Below are 18,745 nucleotides of genomic sequence, written 5' to 3'. Positions count from 1 at the left end.
TGAGGGCACCCATGCAAGCAACCCCTTCAAGGCGCGGATTTTTGGCCGGCCTTGGCACGGCTGCGGTCGGCATCACCTTTTCGGGGCTGGCGGGATGCAAGAAGCATCCTTCGCAGATGGTCAATTTCTACAACTGGGATACCTACGTCGGCAAGAACACGCTGTCGGGCTTTGAAAAGGCCAGCGGCATCGGCGTGAACATGAGCCTCTATTCCAACAACGACGAGCTGTTTGCCAAGCTGCGTGGCGGCAATCCCGGCTATGACGTGGTGGTGCCGGCCAACGATTTCGTGCAGCGCATGGCCAAGGCCAATATGCTGATGCCGCTGGACCACGCCAAGATTCCGAATGCCAAGAACATCCTGCCGCGGTTCCAGGATGCGCCGTTCGATCCCGGCCGCAAATATGCCATGCCCTATACCTGGCTGGTGCTGGGCATCGGCTATCGCAAGTCCAAGATCCAGGGCGTGCCCGACAGCTGGAAATGGGTGCTGGATTCGCCGCAGTACAAGGGCCGCATCGCCGTGCTCTCTGACGCGGCGGATCTGTGCCGGCTGACCGAAATCTACCTGGGCGCCGACATGAACACGTTCGACAAGGGCGCCCTGGCCAAAGTGCAGGACCTGCTGATCCGCCAGAAGGGCAACATCGCCACGTTCCATGACGACAACGGGCAAGACCTGCTGCTGTCGGGCGATTGCGACATCGTGATCGAATACAACGGCGACATTGCCCAGGTGATGCGCGAGGACAAGGACCTCGCTTTCGTGGTGCCCAAGGAAGGCAGCATCCTGCAATCCGACCAGCTGTGCATTCCCACCGGCGCGCCCAATCCCGATGCCGCGCACGCGTTCATCAACTACCTGCTGAGCGCGGAGGCGGGCGCCGACATTTCGCGCACCATCCGCTATCCCACGCCCAATGGCGCCGCGCTGGCGCAGATGGACGCCGAATATCGCGACAATCCGGCGATCTTCCCGCCCGAAGCGGCGCTGGCCAAGTGCCAATACGCCAATTACCTGGGCGAGGATGCCTATCGCGCGTTCCAGGACGTGATCACCCGCGTGCGCGCGGCGTAAAGTACGGGCGTGGGGGAAGGCGCTTCTCTCCCCATCCTCTTTAGAGGAGGGGGCTGGGGGGTGGTGGACGTCATGCGCGTGGCTTTAGGCCCAGCACCACCCCCAACCCCCTCCTCTGAAGAAGAGGGGGCTTTAAGTATCTTATTCAACCGGCTTTTCCGGGTCATAGACCACGTAGAACTTCTAATATCCCTTCGAATCCCAGGTGCCGAGCCAGCCTTTGGGAATGGAGACCGAATCCCCGGCCTTCACCTCCAGCACGGTACCATCGGCCGAAGTGAGCGTGACGCCGCCCGAGAGGAACACCATGAATTCGTTCACCGGATAGCCTTCGCCGGTGAAGCTGTCGTGGTTGGGGCCGGCCACGGCATAGGCGCCACTCATGAACTTCTTGTCGGCCGAATGCAGCTGCGGCAGGTCTGACACGGCCACGCCGCCTTCGCTGCTGTGGTGCGCGGCGCTGCCGGCGAGGGCCGCAGTCACCGCGCTGCTGGCGAGCTTGGCCGGCTTGGCGATGCTGGCAGCGCCAGTATCGGCCAGGGCGGCAGGGATGGGCAGGGCAAGGCCCAGGCACAGCGCCAGGGCAAGTTTGGGGATCGGGCGCATCGGACGGTCTCCTGTGGCAAGATACTGCGATCTCAATCGCGGGTGCCGGCGCCGCCGTCAACTGCCCAGGTGGCCGCAGCCGGTGCGATCTGACGACGTTCGGTGCATCTGGTGCACCGTTTCATTCGTGCTATGATGCGATCGCACAACCGACGACATGCAGGCATATGGGGGCATCGTGCCAAACGAAACTGCTTCGGGCGATTTCCTGTCGGGCAAGGCCATTCCGCCCTTTGCCGCCCTGCGCGCGTTCGAAGTGGTGGGCCGCGTGGGCGGGGTGCGGCGTGCCGCGGCGCTGCTGCGGCTGGACCATACGGTGGTGAGCCGGCACCTCAAGGCGTTGGAGGAATGGCTGGGCGTGATGCTGGTGGATCGCCAGGGCGGGCGGCTGACGCTGACCGAGGCGGGGCAGGCCTATCACGCGCGGGTTTCGGCCGCGATGCTCGATGTGGTTTCCGCCACGCGCGAGATCATGGCCCAGGGCCAGATCCACGATTTGCGCCTGTGGTGCGTGCCAGGCTTTGCCACGCAATGGCTTTCCGCCCAGATCGCCGCGTTCGAACAGAACGGGCCGGGTTTCCAGGTGGAACTGCGTCCCACCGATCGCCCGGCCAACCTGATCCAGTTCGAAGCGGACGTGGACATCCGCTTTTACGGCGACGAATGGCTGCCGCAGCCGGGCGGGCCGGGGTTGCACACGCTGGTGCTGGCGCGGCCGCCGCTGCTGGTGGTGGCCAGCCCGGCACTGGCCGCCAGCCTTTCCGGCATTTCCGGGGTGGCAGACCTGCTGGCGGCGCCGCTGCTTCATGAAGAGCATCACGAGCAGTGGCGGTTCTGGCTGCGTGGCAATGGCTTGGATGTGGGGCAGCAGGCTTTGCCTGGCGCGCTCTTGTGGCATGCCCACCTTGCGCTGGCGGCGGCGCGCGCCGGGCGTGGGCTGGCGCTGGCCAACCGCTACCTGGTGGCAGAAGACCTCGCCAGCGGGGCCTTGGTGGAATTGGCGGTGCCCGGTGCCACGGCGGTGGCGATCGGGTCTTATTGCATGGTGACGCGTGCCGATCGGGCCAACAATCCGGCGATTGCGCAACTGCGCCGGTTCCTGCGCGAACGGGTGGAATAAGGCTGTGGTGCATGGCCTGCACCATACCCGGCCGCTTTTCCCCCTCCCGCCGCAGGCCGCGCTTTATCAAAGCATGACTTGAAAACAATTCACGGCATTGCCCCAGGCAGCCGACCATGCAGGAGCGTTTCATGGCCAGCCAGACCCAGCCTTTTGCCTCGCTCGATCCGGCCAGCATGGACGGCGTGGACCTTGACCACTTCTGGATGCCGTTCACCAACAACCGGTTCTTCAAGCAGAACCCGCGCCTGTTCGTGGCTTCCAAGGACATGCACTATACCACGGCCGATGGGCGCCAGGTGCTGGACGCCACGGCCGGTCTGTGGTGCGTGAACGCCGGGCATGGCCGCGCAGCGATCACGGCGGCGATTGCCGAAGCGGCCGCCACGCTCGATTTTGCGCCCACGTTCCAGCTCGGGCACCCCCTGCCGTTTCGCCTGGCCAGCGAAGTGGCGCGGATCATGCCGGCGGGAATGGACCGGGTGTTCTTCACCAATTCCGGTTCGGAAAGCGCCGATACCGCGCTGAAAATGGCGCTGGCCTATCACCATGCGCGCGGCGATCACACGCGGTTCCGCCTGATCGGGCGGCAGCGCGGCTATCACGGCACCAATTTCGGCGGGCTTTCGGTGGGCGGCATCGGCGGCAACCGGCGCCGCTTCGTTTCGCAGGTGTGGGGGGTGGATCACCTTTCCCACACCCATGGCCAGGCGGTGCGGTTCTGTCGCGGGATGCAGCCGGGCAATGGTGGCCTGGCCGAGGAACTGGAAGAACTGGTGGCGCTGCACGGCCCCGAAACGATCGCCGCCGTGATCGTGGAGCCGGTGGCCGGCTCCACCGGGGTGCTGGTGCCGCCGCAGGGCTATCTCCAGGCGCTGCGCGAGATCACGCGCAAGCATGGCATCCTGCTGATCTTCGATGAAGTGATTACCGGCTTTGGCCGCCTGGGCACGGCCACGGCGGCCGAATATTTCGGCGTGACGCCCGATATCATCACCACGGCCAAGGGGCTTACCAACGGCACCGTGCCGATGGGTGCGGTGATCGCCAGCCGGGAGGTGCACGACACCGTGGTGAACGGCAGCCCGGAAGGCATCGAGTTCTACCACGGCTATACCTATTCCGGCCATCCCGTGGCGGCGGCGGCGGGCCTGGCCACCTTGCAGCTCTATCGCGAGGGAGGGCTGTTTGAAAACGCCGCGGCGCTCTCTGCGCAGTGGGAAGCGGCGGCGCATAGCCTGGCCGATTGCCCGCATGTGATCGACATTCGCAATCTGGGCCTGGTGGCGGGCATCGAACTGGCCCCGCGCGCGGGGGCGCCGGGCGCGCGGGCGATGGAGGCCTTCCACCGCGCGTTCGATGCCGGCCTGCTGATCCGCGTGACGGGAGACATCATTGCGCTCTCGCCGCCGCTGATGATCACGGCCCCGCAGATCGACACGATTTTTGCCATGCTGCGCGAGATCCTGACCGACCTGGCCTGAGGCCCATGGCACGCGACCGCCTTCCCCCGCTCAAAGCCCTGGAAGGGTTCGAGGCCGCCGCGCGGCTGGGCAGCTTTGCCGCCGCCGCGCAGGAACTGGGGCTGACCCAATCGGCGATCAGCCACCAGGTGCGCAATCTGGAAGAGGCGCTGGGCCACGCCTTGTTCCGCCGGGTCTATCGCCAGGTGGTGCTGACCGACGCGGGCCGCGATTTCCACCGCACGGTGCGCGACATGCTCAAGGTGCTGCGCGGCGGGGTGAGCCGCCTGGCACCTTATCGCAAGGCCAATTCGGTGATCGTCTATGCCGATGCGGGCTTTGCCGGCTGCTGGTTGCAGCCCCGGCTGGGGCGGCTCATGGCCGATCTGCCGGGCATGGACCTGTGGCTCGACAGCCGGGGCCTGGCCGTGGATTTCGACACGACCGAACTGGACATCTTCCTGACGGACGCGCCCGATGCCGGCGACACCGGCTTGCCCGAGGAAGTGCTGCTGCGCCTGGACCACGCCGTCTATGCCGCGCCGGCCCTGGCGCAAGCGGGCGCGATGTTCCTCGATGGCGGGCCTCCGGTGCCGCTGCTGCATGATGAAGGCCCGGTGGATTGGGCGGGCTGGTTTGCGCATTTCGGGCTGGCGATGCCCGGCGGCGATGCCTTGATCGCCGGGCCGACGTTTACCGCCGTGCCCGGCCTGCTCGGCGCCGCAGCCGACGGATTGGGCCTGGCCCTGGCCGCGCAGGCTTATGCCGCGCCCTGGGTGGCGCGGGGCGAACTGGTGCCCGTGAGTGACCGCGTGTGGCCGGGGGCGGCGCAACTGACCATGGTGGTGCGCGCCAAGGGGCGGGGCGATGTGCACGTGCATGCCTTGGCGGACTGGCTGCGCGCGGAAGCGGGATTTCCGGTGGGGAGTTGGGGTTAGCTGCCTTGGTCACCGCCGACGAAGGAACGGACTTAAAATGTTGTTTAGCGGCCGTTCCTTGCAGGTGGCATTTGCCCTGCGTTATAGATGCGACTTCGGAGGGCAGGACATTGCTCGCTTATTTCAAACGTGTGGGTTTAGCGCTTGGCGGAGTTATTGGGGCAGTCCTGACCGGCATCGCCCTGGAGAGCTACGTCGGGATACCTTTCGCAACGACATACCGCATTGCATGCGCTGTTGCGTGCCTCGTGCTCATCTTCAAGCTAGGAAAGGATTATCCTGGGGAAAGATGGCCCCGCCCCGCGTTTTTTATTTGCCTGATCGTGAACGTCCTATTGTTTTTTACACCTATTATGGACCGCCGCCCCTCTCGCGGAGAGCTTATGATCTTTGCGCTACCCGACGTTATTATCGTCTTGATGATACTCATTGCGTCGAAAAAGGCTGTTGATGTTCATCAGCGTGCCGTTCGTCAGCAGATGATCCTGGGTCTGATTGTAGCCTTATTATTTTGCTCAGTGCTCTATTCTCTGATAATTTTTTATCCGGACCGCTAAAGGCCTGATCACGGCATGGCTGGTTATGGGCCCCAACCGCCCATCTGCATCCGCCACGCGCTCTATGCCAGCCAGTCGGGCGGTGAGGCCGCCACCGCTTCGGTCAGCCACATGCGGAAGTGGGCGATGGGTTGGGCGTCCCACATGTCGGCGCGGGCGGTGAAGTAATAGGCGCCCGGCGCGCACGCGGCGAAGGCGGGATTGCCCGCGCCCAGTTCCACCAGGCGGCCGCTTTGCAGGTGTTCGGCTGCCAGGAAGCCGTTGGTGATCGCCACGCCCTGGCCATCGGCGGCGGCGGCCAGCGTCATGTGGGCCTGCCACAGCCGGGCCGAGACCGGCGGCTGCGCGTGCCCCAGGCCCTGCGCGGCAAACCAGGCGCGCCATTCGGCGTCGGAATCCTCGTGCAGCAGGGGCAGGGCGAGCAGGTCTTGCGGCGTGGATACGGCTGCGTCTTTCAGCCAGGGTGCATCGGCGCGGGCCACGGGAAACAGGCGGGGGCGCACCACGGCCTCGCGCATCAGGCTGCGCGGCGTGGCGAGGCCCGGTGCATCGTCGAGATACCAGCGAATATCGCCATGCGCCTCGCGCCGGGACAAATCGGGCGGGCTGTCGCTGGGCCGCAAGTCCAGCGCCATGCCGGGGTGGCGGCGGCCGAAACCGGGCAGCTTGGGGGTGAGCCATAAGTAGGCGAGGCCGGCCACCGACCACACGTCAAGCCGTCCGCCATGCTGCCCCCGCGCCTGGCTGGTGGCGTTGCACAATTGATCGAACGCGGGGCCGATCAGCGCGTGATAGCTTTCGCCTGCCGGCGTCAATCCGCCGTGCTGGCGATCCACCAGCATCACGCCCAGCCAGTCTTCCAGGGCACGCAAGTGGCGACTGACGATGGCGTGGCTTACCCCCAGCGCGGTGGCCGTGCGGCGCACCCCGCCGTGGCGGCCGAACGCCTCGAACGCGCGCAACGCGGCAAAGGGGGGCAGGTGGGGGCGGTCTGGCATGGTTGTGGTAACCCTTGGTCACCATCTGGGTAGCATTAGTGGGCTTTTGCGCACAAGCCGTTGGTGCGACAAGGCATGATCTGTTTTCCTTGCCCGGAGTGCCCGCCATGGCCGACAACGCTTCCCTTCTTGCCCGCCGCGAACAGGCCGTGCCGCGCGGCGTGGCGTCTTCCACTGCCGTCTTTGCCGATCGGGCGGAGAATGCCGAACTGTGGGACGTGGAAGGGCGCCGCTACATCGACTTTGCCGGGGGCATCGCCGTGCTCAACACCGGGCACCGCCATCCCAAGGTGATCGCGGCGGTCCAGGCGCAGCTCGACCGCTTCACCCACACCGCGTTCCAGGTCAGTCCTTATGAAAGCTATATCGCGCTCGCGGAAAAATTGAACGAGGCCGCCCCATTTTCCGGCCCGGCCAAGACCCTGCTGCTGACCACCGGGGCCGAGGCCACCGAAAACGCGGTGAAGGTTGCGCGTGCCGCCACCGGGCGTTCCGCCGTGATCGCGTTTACCGGCGGGTTCCATGGCCGCACCCTGCTGGCCAGCGCGATGACCGGCAAGACCACCCCCTATAAGCGCCGCTTCGGGCCGATGCCGGGCGAAGTGTTCCACGCGCCGTTTCCCACCGGCCTGAATGGCAATACGGTGGAACGCACGCTGGAAGCGATCCAGTACCTGTTCGCCGCCGATGTGGAGCCAGAGCGCGTAGCGGCCTTCATCGTCGAGCCGGTGCAGGGCGAGGGCGGGTTTCATGTGGCGCCGACCGAATTCCTGGAAGCGCTGCGGGCGCTGGCCGACCAGCACGGCATCCTGCTGATTGCCGATGAAGTGCAGGCCGGCTTTGCCCGCACCGGCAAGCTGTTCGGCATCGAGCATTCCGGCGTGGAGCCCGATCTGGTTTGCGTGGCCAAGTCGCTCGCTGGCGGTTTCCCGCTGGCCGGGCTGATCGGCCGCGCGCCGATCATGGACGCGCTCGATCCCGGTGGCTTGGGCGGCACCTATGGCGGTTCGCCGATCGGCTGCGCGGCGGCGCTCGCCGTGCTGGAGGTGATCGACGAGGAGGGCCTCTGCGCCCGCGCCACCGCCATCGGTGCGCGGATGCGCGCGCGGGTGGAGGGCTTTGCCGCCGCCGGCCTGCCGGTTGCCAACATTCGCGGGCTGGGCGCGATGTTCGGGTTCGACGTGACCAATGCCGCCGGGGAAACCGATGGCGCCATGGCCAAGGCGGTAACCGCCGCCGCGCTCGATCTGGGGTTGATCCTGCTGTCATGCGGCACCAAGGGCGAAACCATTCGCGTGCTTGTGCCGTTGACGGCATCGGACGAACTGATCGACGAAGGCTTCGATCTGGTGGAACAGGCCCTGGCAACGGTGGCCGGCAAGGTGATGGCATGAACGATATTCTGGAAGTGACCCGCCCCGCGCTGCGCCGCGCCGACTTGTGGCGCGAGGCCGCTTTCGTGGCGGGCGAATGGCGCAAGGGCGCCAAGACCATCGCGGTGGACAATCCCGCCACCGGCGCAGTGATCGGCCATGTGCCCGATCTGGGTGCGGCCGAGACGGAAGAAGCCGTGGCTGCCGCCCACGCCGCGTTCGGCCCGTGGAAGGCCAAGACGGCCAAGGAGCGCGGCGCCGTGCTCAAGCGCTGGGCCGCGCTGATGGCCGAGCACGCCGATGACCTGGCCACGATCATGACCGCCGAACAGGGCAAGCCGCTGGCCGAGGCCAAGGGCGAGGTGGGCTATGCCGCATCGTTCCTGGAATGGTTCGGCGAGGAAGCGCGGCGCATTCGTGGCGACGTGATCGCCCCGCACCAGGCGGACCGGCGGCTGGTCGTGACCCGCCAGCCGGTGGGCGTGGTGGGCGCGATCACGCCGTGGAATTTCCCGCTGGCGATGATCACGCGCAAGGCCGGCCCGGCCCTGGCGGTGGGTTGCCCCATCGTGATCAAGCCTTCGGAACTGACGCCGTTTTCCGCGCTGGCGCTGGCTGTTCTGGCCGAGGAAGCCGGGCTGCCCAAGGGGCTGCTGAGCGTGGTGACGGGCCAGGCCAAGCCGATCGGCGAAGTGCTGACCGGCGATCCGCGCGTGGCCAAGTTCACCTTCACCGGATCGACCGCGGTGGGCAAGCTGCTGGCCGCGCAGTGCGCCGGCACGGTGAAGAAAGTCAGCCTGGAACTGGGCGGCAACGCGCCGTTCATCGTGTTCGAGGATGCCGATCTCGATGCGGCGGTGGAAGGGGCGCTGGCTTCCAAGTTCCGCAACACCGGGCAGACGTGCGTCTGCGCCAATCGCCTGCTGGTGCACGAGGCCGTGCACGATGCCTTTGCGCAAAAGCTCGCCGCGCGCGTGGCCGCGTTCCGCGTCGGGCCGGGGCTCGATGGGCCGACCGACCAGGGCCCGTTGATCGACGATCGCGCTGTTGCCAAAGTGACGGCGCATGTGGCCGATGCCGTGGCCAAGGGCGGCAAAGTGCTGACCGGCGGGCATCAGGCCCAGGCGATCGGCGCGCGTTTCTTCGAACCCACGGTGATTGCAAACGTGCCGGCCGATGCACTGCTCAACCGCGAGGAAACCTTTGGCCCCCTGGCGGGCCTCGTGCGCTTTTCCAGCGAGGCGGAAGCCGTGGCCCTGGCCAACGACACGCGCTCGGGCCTGGCGGCCTATGCCTATACCAACGATGCCGCGCGGCAGTGGCGCCTGACCGAGGCGCTGGAATATGGTATGGTGGGCATCAACACCGGCCTGATTTCCACCGAGGTGGCCCCGTTTGGCGGGGTGAAGGAATCGGGCCTGGGCCGCGAAGGTTCGTATCTGGGCGTGGAAGACTATCTTGACGTGAAGCTGGCCTGCATCGCAGTGCCAGCCGCATAAATCGCGCGCGGCGCCGGATGGCTGGTAAAAAATCCCGCCATTCGGCGCTGTGGCGCCAAAAATAGGGAAAAATCATCAGCGAATTTCCCATATCATCCCGCTGAGATCGCAATGGATCACTTTGGGAGTTCAGGCCATGCTTGTCGGCACCGTCAAGGAAATCAAGAACCACGAATATCGCGTCGGGCTGACCCCCGAGAGCGCGCATGAACTCGTGGCGCATGGGCACACCGTGCTGGTCGAAACCGGCGCCGGGGCCGGCATCGGGGCCACCGATGAAGCCTATGTGGCCGCCGGCGCGCAGATCGTGGCGACGGCAGCCGAAGTCTTTGCCCGCGCCGAGATGGTGGTGAAGGTCAAGGAACCGCAGGCGGTGGAACGCGCGATGCTGCGCGAAGGGCAGATCCTTTACACCTACCTGCACCTGGCACCCGATCCGGAACAGACTGCCGACCTCGTCAAGTCGGGCGCGGTGTGCATCGCTTATGAAACCGTGACCGATGCCAGCGGCGGCCTGCCGCTGCTCAAGCCGATGAGCCAGGTGGCCGGGCGCATGGCGATCCAGGCCGGCGCGACCGCGCTGGAAAAGGCCCATGGCGGGCGCGGCGTGCTGCTGGGCGGCGTGCCGGGCGTGTTGCCGGCCAAAGTGGCGGTGATCGGCGGCGGCGTAGTGGGCTTCAATGCCGCGCAGATGGCCGCTGGCCTTGGCGCCGACGTGACGATCATCGACCGCAGCCCCGAAGTGCTGGAGCGCCTGTCCAACCATTTCGAAAGCCGCGCCAAGACGCTCTATGCCGGCAAGGCCAATATCGCCGCTGCCGTGGCCGAGGCCGACCTGGTGATCGGCGCGGTGCTGGTGCCGGGTGCCGCCGCGCCCAAGCTGGTGACGCGCGAGATGCTTGCCACGATGAAGCCCGGCGCGGTGCTGGTGGACGTGGCCATCGACCAGGGCGGCTGCTTTGAAACCAGCCACGCCACCACCCATGCCGAACCGACTTACGTGGTCGACGGCGTGGTGCACTATTGCGTGGCCAACATGCCGGGCGGCGTGGCGCGCACCAGCACCTATGCGCTCAACAACGTGACGCTGCCCCATGCCCTGGCGATTGCCAACCTGGGCTGGAAAGCCGCGCTGGCGCGCAACGTGCACCTGGCCAACGGTCTCAACGTGGCGTTCGGCAAAGTCACCTATGAAGCGGTGGCAAAGGACCTGGGCTATACTTATATCCCGGCGGCCGACCTGATCGGCTGAATGGAGATGCGATGATCCACACCGACCATGCCGCGCTGCGGGCCGCGCTGGACGAGGGCACGGGGCTGTGCACGGTGGTGGGGATCGACGGCAGCTTCTCGCGCCGCGTCGGCGCGCAAATGGCGGCCAGCCGGGCCGGCGTGGCGCAAGCCATCGCCGGCTCGCTTGCCGATGTCTGCCTGGAACGGCAACTGGCGGGCGATCTGGCGGGGCTGGCGCCGGGCGCCGTGCCCCTGCTGCAACGCTATGGCCGGGGATCGCCGATCATCGATTTCCGCCTGCCCTGCGGTGGTGGGCTGGACATCCTGCTCGATCCCGCGCCCGATCGTGCCGCGCTGGCGCAAGCCGTGGCGGCGCTGGATGATCGCCAGCCGGCGAGCCTGCCTTTGCCGGTGCCCGATGACGCGCCCGCACACCTGCTGCGCGCGCGGCCCTATATTCCGCCGCTGTCGCTGGTGCTGCTGGGCGAAGGGGCGGAATTGGCTGCCACGGCGGCACTGGCGCACACCATGGGCATTGCCACGCAAGTCTATGCCAAGGAAGACGCCGGCGCCCTGCGCCTGGGCGGCGTGCCGCAAGGCGCGCGGGCCGATGCCTGGACGGCGGTGCTGCTGCTGTTCCACGATCACGAATGGGAGCGCACGATCCTGCGCTGGGCGCTCGATACCCCGGCCTTCTACATCGGCGCACAAGGCGGCTTGCGCGCGCGCATGACCCGGCTGGATGACCTGGCGCGCGACGGTGTGAACGAAACCCAGCTTTCGCGCGTGACCAGCCCCATCGGCCTGATCCCGCGCACGCGCGAGCCGGGCGTCTTGGCGTTGTCCGCGCTGGCGGAGATTCTGGGCGCTTATGAGGGGCTGCATCCGCTGGCGTGAGGGGCGCCCCCTCCGACGGCCTGCGGCCGCCGCCTCCCCCGAGGGGGGAGGATCTATCCGTTCGATCCTCCCCCCTTGGGGGAGGTGGCAGCCCGCAGGGCTGACGGAGGGGGTAGCAGCGCTTCCGCACGCACCAGGTCTTCGGGCGTATCGACATCCAGCGCTTGTGCGGCGGTCAGCGCCAGCGTGGGCGCATCACGCAAAAGCGCACCTGCGCCGCGATCGCCGGTCAGCGCCATGAGCGCGGGAAAATGCTGCGCGCCGAGCAACGCGGGGGGCATGGGCTGGGCACCGCAAATGCTGGTCAGCCGGTCACCATCGAACCGGTCGAGCATGGCGGCGAAATGCTGCGCCGGAACCAGCGGCATGTCGGCCAGGGCGATCAGCACCGCGTCTGCCCCGTGCACGGCGGCAAGGCCCAGCGCGAGCGAGCGGGACTGGGGGGCGTCGGGCGGATCGAGCGCCACGCGGATGAAGCCGGGCAAGTCCGGCACGCCGGGTGCCGCCACCAGGATGCGTTGCGCCAGAGGCAAGGCGGCCGTGGCGGCGGCGACATGTTCGATCACCGGCTTGCCCGCCAGCAGGGCCGAGAGCTTGCCACCGCCAAAGCGGCTGGCGCGGCCCGCCGCGAGCAGGACCAGGGCGATGCGGCGCTCGGTCATCGCGCGCGCCGGATGCGGCTTTCGCTGATCAGCGGGGCCGGGCGGTTGATGAAGGTTTTCAGGGCAAAGCTGCTTTGCACATGGGCCACGCCTTCGATTTGCGTGAGCCGTTCGAGCAGTTCGCGATAGTGATCGAGATCGCGCACGACGCAGCGCAGCAGGAAGTCCGACCCGCCCGACATCAGGAATCCGCTCATGATTTCGGGCAGTTCGGCAACTTGCGCCTCAAAGCGGTCCAGTGCCTCGCGCTGTTGCCTCTCGAGCGTGACCGAGACGAATACGCTCATCTTGCCGGCCAGCGCGCGTTCGTCCAGGCGGGCGAAGTAGCCGGTGATCAGGCCGGCCGCTTCCAACTGGCGCACGCGGCGGATCGTGGGGGTAAGCGAGAGGCCGATCTCCTCGGCCAAGTCGCGCCAGCTCATCCGGCCATCGCGGGTGAGGCATTGCAGGATGCGAATATCCCAGGAATCGAGTTCGGGCGGAGCGGTGATTTCGGCCATGCAGCGTGAATGCACCATGATATGGCGTGATGGTAGTGCAAAATGCTGGCACAGGATTTTACCGGTGCGGCATTTGGCAACCCTTTCCAACCCTTTTGCGTTATCCTGTCATGACCGTTCAAGGCTTGGGAGAGAAAGCCCGTGGCAGAAATCGCCAACCAGCAGCCCCTGGCGCTGCATGTGCCCGAGCCCAAGGCCCGCCCCGGCGCGGCGCCCGACTGGAGCGGGGTGATCCTGCCCAAGGCCGGCGCCCAGCCGCGTCCCGACGAGGTCTGCGCCGCGTCGGAAACCTGGCCGTTGTGCACCGACCTGATCCGCGTGCTGGACGAAGCAGGCCATGCACAAGGACCGTGGAATCCCCGGCTGGACGCGGAAACGCTGCGCGCCATGCTGCGCAACATGGCGCTGACCCGCGCGTTCGACGAGCGCATGTTTCGCGGCCAGCGCCAGGGCAAGACCAGCTTCTACATGAAGTGTACCGGCGAAGAGGCCACCTCGGTGGCGCCGGCCATGGCACTGGCCGCCGATGACATGGTCTTTCCCAGCTATCGCCAGCAGGGCATCCTGATCACGCGCGGCTATCCGCTGACAGAGATGATCAACCAGATTTATTCCAACAAGGCGGACAAGCTGAAAGGCCGGCAGTTGCCGATCATGTATTCGGCGCGCGACTATGGCTTCTTCACCATTTCGGGCAACCTGGCCACGCAATTGCCGCAGGCGGTGGGCTGGGCCATGGCCAGCGCGATTTCTGCCGACACGCGCATCGCCGCGGCCTGGGTGGGCGAGGGATCGACCGCCGAGGGCGATTTCCATTCGGCGATGACCTTTGCCACGGTCTATAACGCGCCGGTCGTGCTGAATGTGGTCAACAACCAGTGGGCCATTTCCAGCTTTTCGGGCTTTGCCGGGGGCGAGCGGCAGACCTTTGCCGCGCGCGCCATCGGCCATGGCATTGCCGGGTTGCGCGTGGACGGCAACGATCCGCTGGCGGTCTATGCCGCCACGCGCTGGGCCGCCAACCGCGCGCGCAGCAATGCCGGCCCCACGCTGATCGAGCATTTTACCTATCGCGCCGAGGGGCATTCGACCTCCGACGATCCCTCGCAATATCGCAGCGCGCAGGAGCGCAGTTCGTGGCCGCTGGGCGACCCGATCGCGCGGCTCAAGGACCACCTGATTGCCTTGGGCGAATGGGACGAGGAGCGCCAGGCGGCGATGGACCTGGACCTGGCCGAGCAGGTGAAGACCGCCACCCGCGCGGCGGAGGCCAATGGCGTGCTGGGCCACGGCCTGCACCATCCGTTCCACACCATGTTCGAGGACGTGTTCGAGACGCTGCCCTGGCACCTTCAGGAGCAGAGCGAGCAGGCGATGCGCGAGCGGCGGATCAAGTGGCCCGATTGGCGGCCCGAGGACGGAGACGATATGCCATGAGCGAGCCTGTGACGTGCCGCCGCATGACGATGATCGAGGCGATCAATGACGCGCTCGATGTGATGATGGCGCGTGATCCATCCGTGGTGATCATGGGCGAGGACGTGGGTTATTTCGGCGGGGTGTTCCGCGCCACGGCCGGCCTGCAGAAGAAGTATGGCAAGACCCGCGTGTTCGATACCCCGATCAGCGAATGCGGGATCATCGGCGTGGCGGTGGGCATGGGCGCCTATGGCCTGCGCCCGGTGCCCGAAATCCAGTTTGCCGACTATATCTATCCCGGCCTTGATCAGCTCGTGTCGGAAGCGGCGCGGCTGCGCTATCGCTCGGCGGGGGAGTTCATTGCACCGTTGACCGTGCGTTCGCCCTTTGGCGGCGGCATCTTTGGCGGGCAGACCCACAGCCAGAGCCCGGAAGCGCTGTTCACCCATGTGGCGGGCCTGAAAACGGTGATTCCGTCGAACCCCCATGATGCCAAGGGGCTGTTGATCGCGGCGATCGAAGACAACGATCCGGTGATCTTTTTCGAGCCCAAGCGCATCTACAACGGGCCGTTCACGGGCGCCTATGACCGGCCGGTGGAGCCGTGGAGCAAGCACCCCGACAGCGAAGTGCCCGAGGGCCACTACACCGTGCCGCTGGGCAAGGCCCGCGTGGTGCGCGAGGGCGAGGGCGTGACGGTGCTGGCCTATGGCACGATGGTGCACGTGGCCCACGCGGTGTGCGTGGACAAGGGCGTGGACGCCGAAGTCATCGACCTGCGCACCTTGGTGCCGCTGGATATCGAGACGATCAAGCAATCGGTGCGCAAGACCGGGCGCTGCATGATCGTGCACGAAGCGACGCGCACGGGGGGCTTTGGCGCAGAGCTTTCCGCCCTGGTGCAGGAGCATTGCTTCTATGAACTAGAAGTGCCGATCGAGCGCGTGACCGGGTTCGACACGCCCTATCCGCACAGCCTGGAATGGGCCTATTTCCCCGGTGCGGTGCGCATCGGCGAAGCCCTTGACCGCATTTGCAAGGATTGATCCCATGGCGCTTTACACCTTCCGCCTGCCCGACATTGGCGAAGGCATTGCCGAGGCCGAGATCGTGGCCTGGCATGTGCAGCCAGGCGACATGGTGGGCGAGGACAGCCCGCTGGCCGACATGATGACCGACAAGGCCACCGTGGAGATGGAAAGCCCGGTGGCCGGCCGCGTGGTGGCGATCGCGGGCGAAGTGGGCGAGCGGATTCCGATCGGCTCCATGCTGGTGGAAATCGAGGTTGCCGATGTTGGGGCGGAGGCTTCGACAGGCCCAGCCCGAACGGAACCTGCGGAAATTGCCCCAAGTCCCGTTCGCCCTGAGCCTGTCGAAGGGCCTGGGCCGGAGGTTGAGGTTGCGCAGGGGGCTTCGACAAGCGCAGCCCGAACGGACACCAGGCAAGAAACCTCAAAGCCCGTTCGCCCTGAGCTTGTCGAAGGGCGGGAAAGCATGCGCGTCCTGGCCAGCCCGGCCGTGCGCCAGCGCGCGCAGGAACTGGGGATCGATCTGGCGCAAGTGCGCCCCTCGCAGGATGGGCGCGTGCGGCATGGCGATCTCGACCAGTTCCTGGCCTATAACCGCAGCTATGCCCCGGCGGGCGTGGCGCGCGCGGACGAGCAGGTGAAAGTGATCGGCTTGCGCCGCCGCATTGCCGAGAACATGGCCGCGTCGAAGCGCGCGATCCCGCACTTTTCCTATGTGGAAGAATGCGATGTGACGGCGCTGGAGGAACTGCGCGCGCAGCTCAATGCCGGGGGGCTGGATCGCCCGCGCCTGACCATGCTGCCGCTGCTGATCGTGGCGATCTGCCGCACACTGCCGCAGTTTCCCATGCTCAATGCCCGCTATGACGATGAAGCGGGCGTGGTGACGCGCCACGGCGCGGTGCATCTGGGCATGGCGACGCAGACCCCGGCTGGCCTGATGGTCCCGGTGATCCGCAACGCGCAAGACAAGAACCCCTGGGCGCTGGCGCAGGAAATCGCCCGGCTGGCCGAAGCCGCGCGCAATGGCACGGCCAAGGCGGACGAGCTTTCCGGCTCGACGTTCACGATCACGTCGCTCGGGCCGCTGGGCGGCGTCGCGACGACGCCGGTCATCAACCGGCCCGAAGTGGCGATCATCGGCCCCAACCGCATCGTCGAGCGGCCGATGTTCGTGCCCGATGGCCTGGGCGGCGAGCGCCTAGCCAAGCGCAAGCTGATGAACATTTCGATCAGCTGCGACCACCGCGTGGTCGATGGCTGGGATGCGGCGAGCTTTGTTCAGGCGGTGAAGAAGCTGATCGAGACGCCGGCGTTGATCTTGGCGTGATGGCGGGGAGCGCGGTTGCGCTCCCCGCACCCATTCAGAAATCCGACGCGCGGGAGGCGGCGCGCGCCTTGGCAAACATGTCGCGACGAAAGCCCTCGAAGGCGACGCGCTGGTCGTGGCCGTTGTCCTTGGGATAGTCGCGGTATTCGTCGATGATCTCGTCGAAGATCTCGCGCATCTCTTCCTTGTGATCGGGGTGCGAGAAGATGTGCAGGCGATTTTCGCGCATGGCGTCAAGCGTGCGCTGCGCGATCACGTCCGGCTCCATGCCGAATTCGTGCACGCCGGCCAGGCGCTCCACCGCTTCCTGGTTCACCGGCTTGGCCCCCGCTTTCAACCCATCGGGGCGGATCGCGTCGCTGGCATAGATATAGCTTTTGACGAGGCCGGGGCACAGCACCGACACTCCGATGCCATATTGCAGCAGGGAATAGTGCAGCGATTCCGAAAGACCGCGCACGGCGAACTTGGTGGTGTTGTAGATGCCCGGCGTTCCGGCGGCGAGGAATGCGGCCATCGAGGCGGTGTTGGTGATGTGCCCGCCTTTTTGCGTGCCGGCCTTCACCCGTTCCACCATGCGCGGAACGAACGTCATCACGCCGTTGATCACGCCGTGGAGATTGACGCCGAGCAGCCAGTCCCAGTCGTCATAGCTCGATTCCTCGATCGGCTGGAAAAGGTTCACCCCGGCGTTGTTGAACAAGAGCGAGACCGGGCCGAATTCGGCCTCCACCCGGTCGGCCGCATCGCGGAACGCCTCGCGGCTCGATACGTCGAGCTGCACGCCCATGACTTCGCGATTGTCGAGGCTGGCCAGGGCCTTGTCGATCGAATCCTGGCGAATGTCGGCAATCGCCACCTTGCAGCCTTCGTTGAGCAACTGGCGGACGAGGCCGATGCCGACGCCATTGGCGCCGCCGGTGACAAAGGCCGTGCGGCCGGCAAAATCCTTCATGGTCTTTCCTCTCCTTCCGGTCAGGCCGGCGTCTTTTCGGTGCGCGCGGCCTTGAGCGCGTTTTGCCGTTCGATTTCGGCGGTGATCGCCGGGTTGCGGAACAGCATGGCAAAGGTCTGCTTGTATTCCGGGTTTTCCGGCAGGTGGGTTTGCACCGCGGCCGTGGTCGCTTCACCGCGCTCGCGCACGCCCACCAGGAATTCGGAATGGGTGAGGATGTAGAGTTCGTCGTTCAGGATGCCTTCGAGCACGCGCTGGCCGACTTCTTCCTTGGTCTGGTAGAGGTGCGAGAAATTGCCCCCGGCCTGGCGCCGCTTGTCGGCTTCGGCATAGCCGGTTTCGGCCAGGTCTGCGGGGCGCGTCTTGCCCGCTTCGGCAATGTTGGACTGCACGGCGCCGGGGCAAAAGGCCGAGCAGATCACGCCACGCGGTTCGAGTTCGGGGCGCATGCATTCCATCATCGAGGTGACGGCGGCCTTGCCCGAGGAATAGATCGTGGTGGCGGCTGCGGGCACCAGCGCGGACATCGACGCGGTGTTGACGATATGGCCGCCTTCGCCATGGGCGAGGATGCGCGGCAGCACGGTGACGATGCCGTTGATCGTGCCGCCCAGGTTCACCCCCATGACCCAGTCCCAATCGGCAAAGGTGGCAAGGTCGGTGGGGCCGACCACGGCCACGCCGGCATTGTTGACCAGCAGGTGGATCTTGCCAAAGCGCGCCTCGATCGCGTCGGCCACCTCGGCATAATTCGCGCGGTTGGTGACATCGAGCTTGAGCGCCAGGATGCGATCGGTGGCGCCATCGGTCCCTTGCGCCAGTTCGGCGCCGCCCTCGGCCAGGTGATCGTCGCGAATGTCGGCGATGGCCACGTTCATGCCCGCGCCAAGCAGCGCCTTGGCAATGCCCAGGCCGATGCCGCTGGCCCCCCCGGTGACGAGTGCCGTCTTGCCCGCAAGATTCTGCATGCTTCCTCTCCGATTGTTTCGATGTAACGTTTGTTATGATGACCGGCGCCGGCTGCGGCGCGGAATCTGTTTTTCGCCTTACCTATTCACTACCTGGGAATTGTATGCAAGACTAACAAT

18 protein-coding genes are annotated in these 18,745 nt (G+C 66.3%); 12 read left to right on the top strand and 6 right to left on the bottom strand.

Features of this window, described 5'->3' with window-relative positions:
- Positions 1 to 11: 11 nt before the first annotated feature.
- Positions 12 to 1,079, top strand: coding sequence for a spermidine/putrescine ABC transporter substrate-binding protein (locus tag FHT19_RS20345; protein WP_169476573.1), 1,068 nt, complete (start codon positions 12 to 14; stop codon positions 1,077 to 1,079).
- Between the two features lie 183 nt (positions 1,080 to 1,262).
- Here FHT19_RS20345 and FHT19_RS20340 read toward each other — a convergent pair whose 3' ends face one another.
- Positions 1,263 to 1,685, bottom strand: coding sequence for a cupin domain-containing protein (locus FHT19_RS20340; protein WP_169476572.1), 423 nt, complete (start codon positions 1,683 to 1,685; stop codon positions 1,263 to 1,265).
- A 178-nt stretch (positions 1,686 to 1,863) separates the two neighbouring features.
- Between FHT19_RS20340 and FHT19_RS20335 the strand changes: the two genes are divergently transcribed.
- The 4 genes from FHT19_RS20335 to FHT19_RS20320 all read left to right on the top strand — a co-directional run bounded on the left by FHT19_RS20335 (position 1,864) and on the right by FHT19_RS20320 (position 5,763).
- A complete protein-coding gene (locus tag FHT19_RS20335; RefSeq protein WP_248290579.1) occupies positions 1,864 to 2,805 on the top strand; it encodes a LysR substrate-binding domain-containing protein in 942 nt (313 codons plus the stop codon).
- 131 nt (positions 2,806 to 2,936) lie between these two features.
- Positions 2,937 to 4,289 carry an aspartate aminotransferase family protein gene (locus FHT19_RS20330; RefSeq protein WP_169476571.1) on the top strand — a complete coding sequence of 451 codons (1,353 nt, stop codon included), beginning with the start codon at positions 2,937 to 2,939 and terminating at the stop codon, positions 4,287 to 4,289.
- Positions 4,290 to 4,294: 5 nt separating this feature from the next.
- Positions 4,295 to 5,206 (top strand): LysR family transcriptional regulator, encoded by a 912-nt coding sequence (locus tag FHT19_RS20325; RefSeq protein ID WP_169476570.1) that lies wholly within the window; start codon positions 4,295 to 4,297, stop codon positions 5,204 to 5,206.
- Between the two features lie 110 nt (positions 5,207 to 5,316).
- Positions 5,317 to 5,763, top strand: a complete 447-nt coding sequence (locus FHT19_RS20320; RefSeq protein ID WP_169476569.1) for a hypothetical protein — start codon at positions 5,317 to 5,319, stop codon at positions 5,761 to 5,763.
- Positions 5,764 to 5,825: 62 nt separating this feature from the next.
- Here FHT19_RS20320 and FHT19_RS20315 read toward each other — a convergent pair whose 3' ends face one another.
- The gene (locus FHT19_RS20315; RefSeq protein WP_169476568.1) at positions 5,826 to 6,761 is read right to left on the bottom strand and encodes a LysR substrate-binding domain-containing protein; all 936 of its coding nucleotides are present in this window, start codon (positions 6,759 to 6,761) and stop codon (positions 5,826 to 5,828) included.
- A gap of 107 nt (positions 6,762 to 6,868) precedes the next feature.
- Between FHT19_RS20315 and gabT the strand changes: the two genes are divergently transcribed.
- The 4 genes from gabT to FHT19_RS20295 all read left to right on the top strand — a co-directional run bounded on the left by gabT (position 6,869) and on the right by FHT19_RS20295 (position 11,763).
- Positions 6,869 to 8,155, top strand: a complete 1,287-nt coding sequence (gabT, locus tag FHT19_RS20310; RefSeq protein ID WP_169476567.1) for a 4-aminobutyrate--2-oxoglutarate transaminase — start codon at positions 6,869 to 6,871, stop codon at positions 8,153 to 8,155.
- On the top strand, positions 8,152 to 9,633 hold the full coding sequence (locus FHT19_RS20305; RefSeq protein ID WP_169476566.1) for an NAD-dependent succinate-semialdehyde dehydrogenase: 1,482 nt from the start codon (positions 8,152 to 8,154) through the stop codon (positions 9,631 to 9,633). The genes gabT and FHT19_RS20305 overlap by 4 nt, the downstream gene beginning before the upstream one ends.
- A 136-nt stretch (positions 9,634 to 9,769) precedes the next feature.
- Positions 9,770 to 10,885 (top strand): alanine dehydrogenase, encoded by a 1,116-nt coding sequence (ald, locus tag FHT19_RS20300; RefSeq protein WP_168556498.1) that lies wholly within the window; start codon positions 9,770 to 9,772, stop codon positions 10,883 to 10,885.
- Positions 10,886 to 10,896: 11 nt separating this feature from the next.
- Entirely contained in the window at positions 10,897 to 11,763 is an 867-nt protein-coding gene (locus FHT19_RS20295) for an XdhC family protein (RefSeq protein WP_169476565.1), read from the top strand.
- A 53-nt stretch (positions 11,764 to 11,816) separates the two neighbouring features.
- Here the strand turns inward: FHT19_RS20295 and FHT19_RS20290 are convergent, their stop codons facing one another.
- On the bottom strand, positions 11,817 to 12,425 hold the full coding sequence (locus FHT19_RS20290; RefSeq protein ID WP_169476564.1) for a nucleotidyltransferase family protein: 609 nt from the start codon (positions 12,423 to 12,425) through the stop codon (positions 11,817 to 11,819).
- Entirely contained in the window at positions 12,422 to 12,943 is a 522-nt protein-coding gene (locus tag FHT19_RS20285; RefSeq protein WP_248290578.1) for an Lrp/AsnC family transcriptional regulator, read from the bottom strand. The genes FHT19_RS20290 and FHT19_RS20285 overlap by 4 nt, the downstream gene beginning before the upstream one ends.
- Positions 12,944 to 13,066: 123 nt before the next feature.
- Between FHT19_RS20285 and FHT19_RS20280 the strand changes: the two genes are divergently transcribed.
- From FHT19_RS20280 to FHT19_RS20270, 3 genes are read left to right on the top strand one after another with little or no spacing between them, the layout of a single operon-like run.
- On the top strand, positions 13,067 to 14,362 hold the full coding sequence (locus FHT19_RS20280; RefSeq protein WP_169476563.1) for a thiamine pyrophosphate-dependent enzyme: 1,296 nt from the start codon (positions 13,067 to 13,069) through the stop codon (positions 14,360 to 14,362).
- Entirely contained in the window at positions 14,359 to 15,390 is a 1,032-nt protein-coding gene (locus tag FHT19_RS20275) for an alpha-ketoacid dehydrogenase subunit beta (protein WP_248290577.1), read from the top strand. The genes FHT19_RS20280 and FHT19_RS20275 overlap by 4 nt, the downstream gene beginning before the upstream one ends.
- 4 nt (positions 15,391 to 15,394) lie before the next feature.
- On the top strand, positions 15,395 to 16,702 hold the full coding sequence (locus FHT19_RS20270) for a dihydrolipoamide acetyltransferase family protein (RefSeq protein ID WP_169476562.1): 1,308 nt from the start codon (positions 15,395 to 15,397) through the stop codon (positions 16,700 to 16,702).
- A gap of 34 nt (positions 16,703 to 16,736) precedes the next feature.
- On the opposite strand, the gene FHT19_RS20265 is transcribed toward FHT19_RS20270, so the two are convergent.
- Both FHT19_RS20265 and FHT19_RS20260 read right to left on the bottom strand, forming a co-directional pair.
- Complete coding sequence (locus tag FHT19_RS20265; RefSeq protein WP_169476561.1) at positions 16,737 to 17,657, bottom strand: SDR family NAD(P)-dependent oxidoreductase; 921 nt, start codon at positions 17,655 to 17,657, stop codon at positions 16,737 to 16,739.
- A 20-nt stretch (positions 17,658 to 17,677) separates the two neighbouring features.
- Positions 17,678 to 18,625, bottom strand: a complete 948-nt coding sequence (locus FHT19_RS20260; protein ID WP_168556505.1) for an SDR family NAD(P)-dependent oxidoreductase — start codon at positions 18,623 to 18,625, stop codon at positions 17,678 to 17,680.
- Positions 18,626 to 18,745 lie beyond the last annotated feature (120 nt).

It is taken from the genome of Novosphingobium sp. SG919 (assembly GCF_012932495.1).
Classification (GTDB): Bacteria; Pseudomonadota; Alphaproteobacteria; order Sphingomonadales; family Sphingomonadaceae; genus Novosphingobium; species Novosphingobium rhizosphaerae.
The sequence above is the reverse complement of the archived record's forward strand: the minus strand, read 5'-3'. Positions and strand labels throughout refer to the sequence as shown.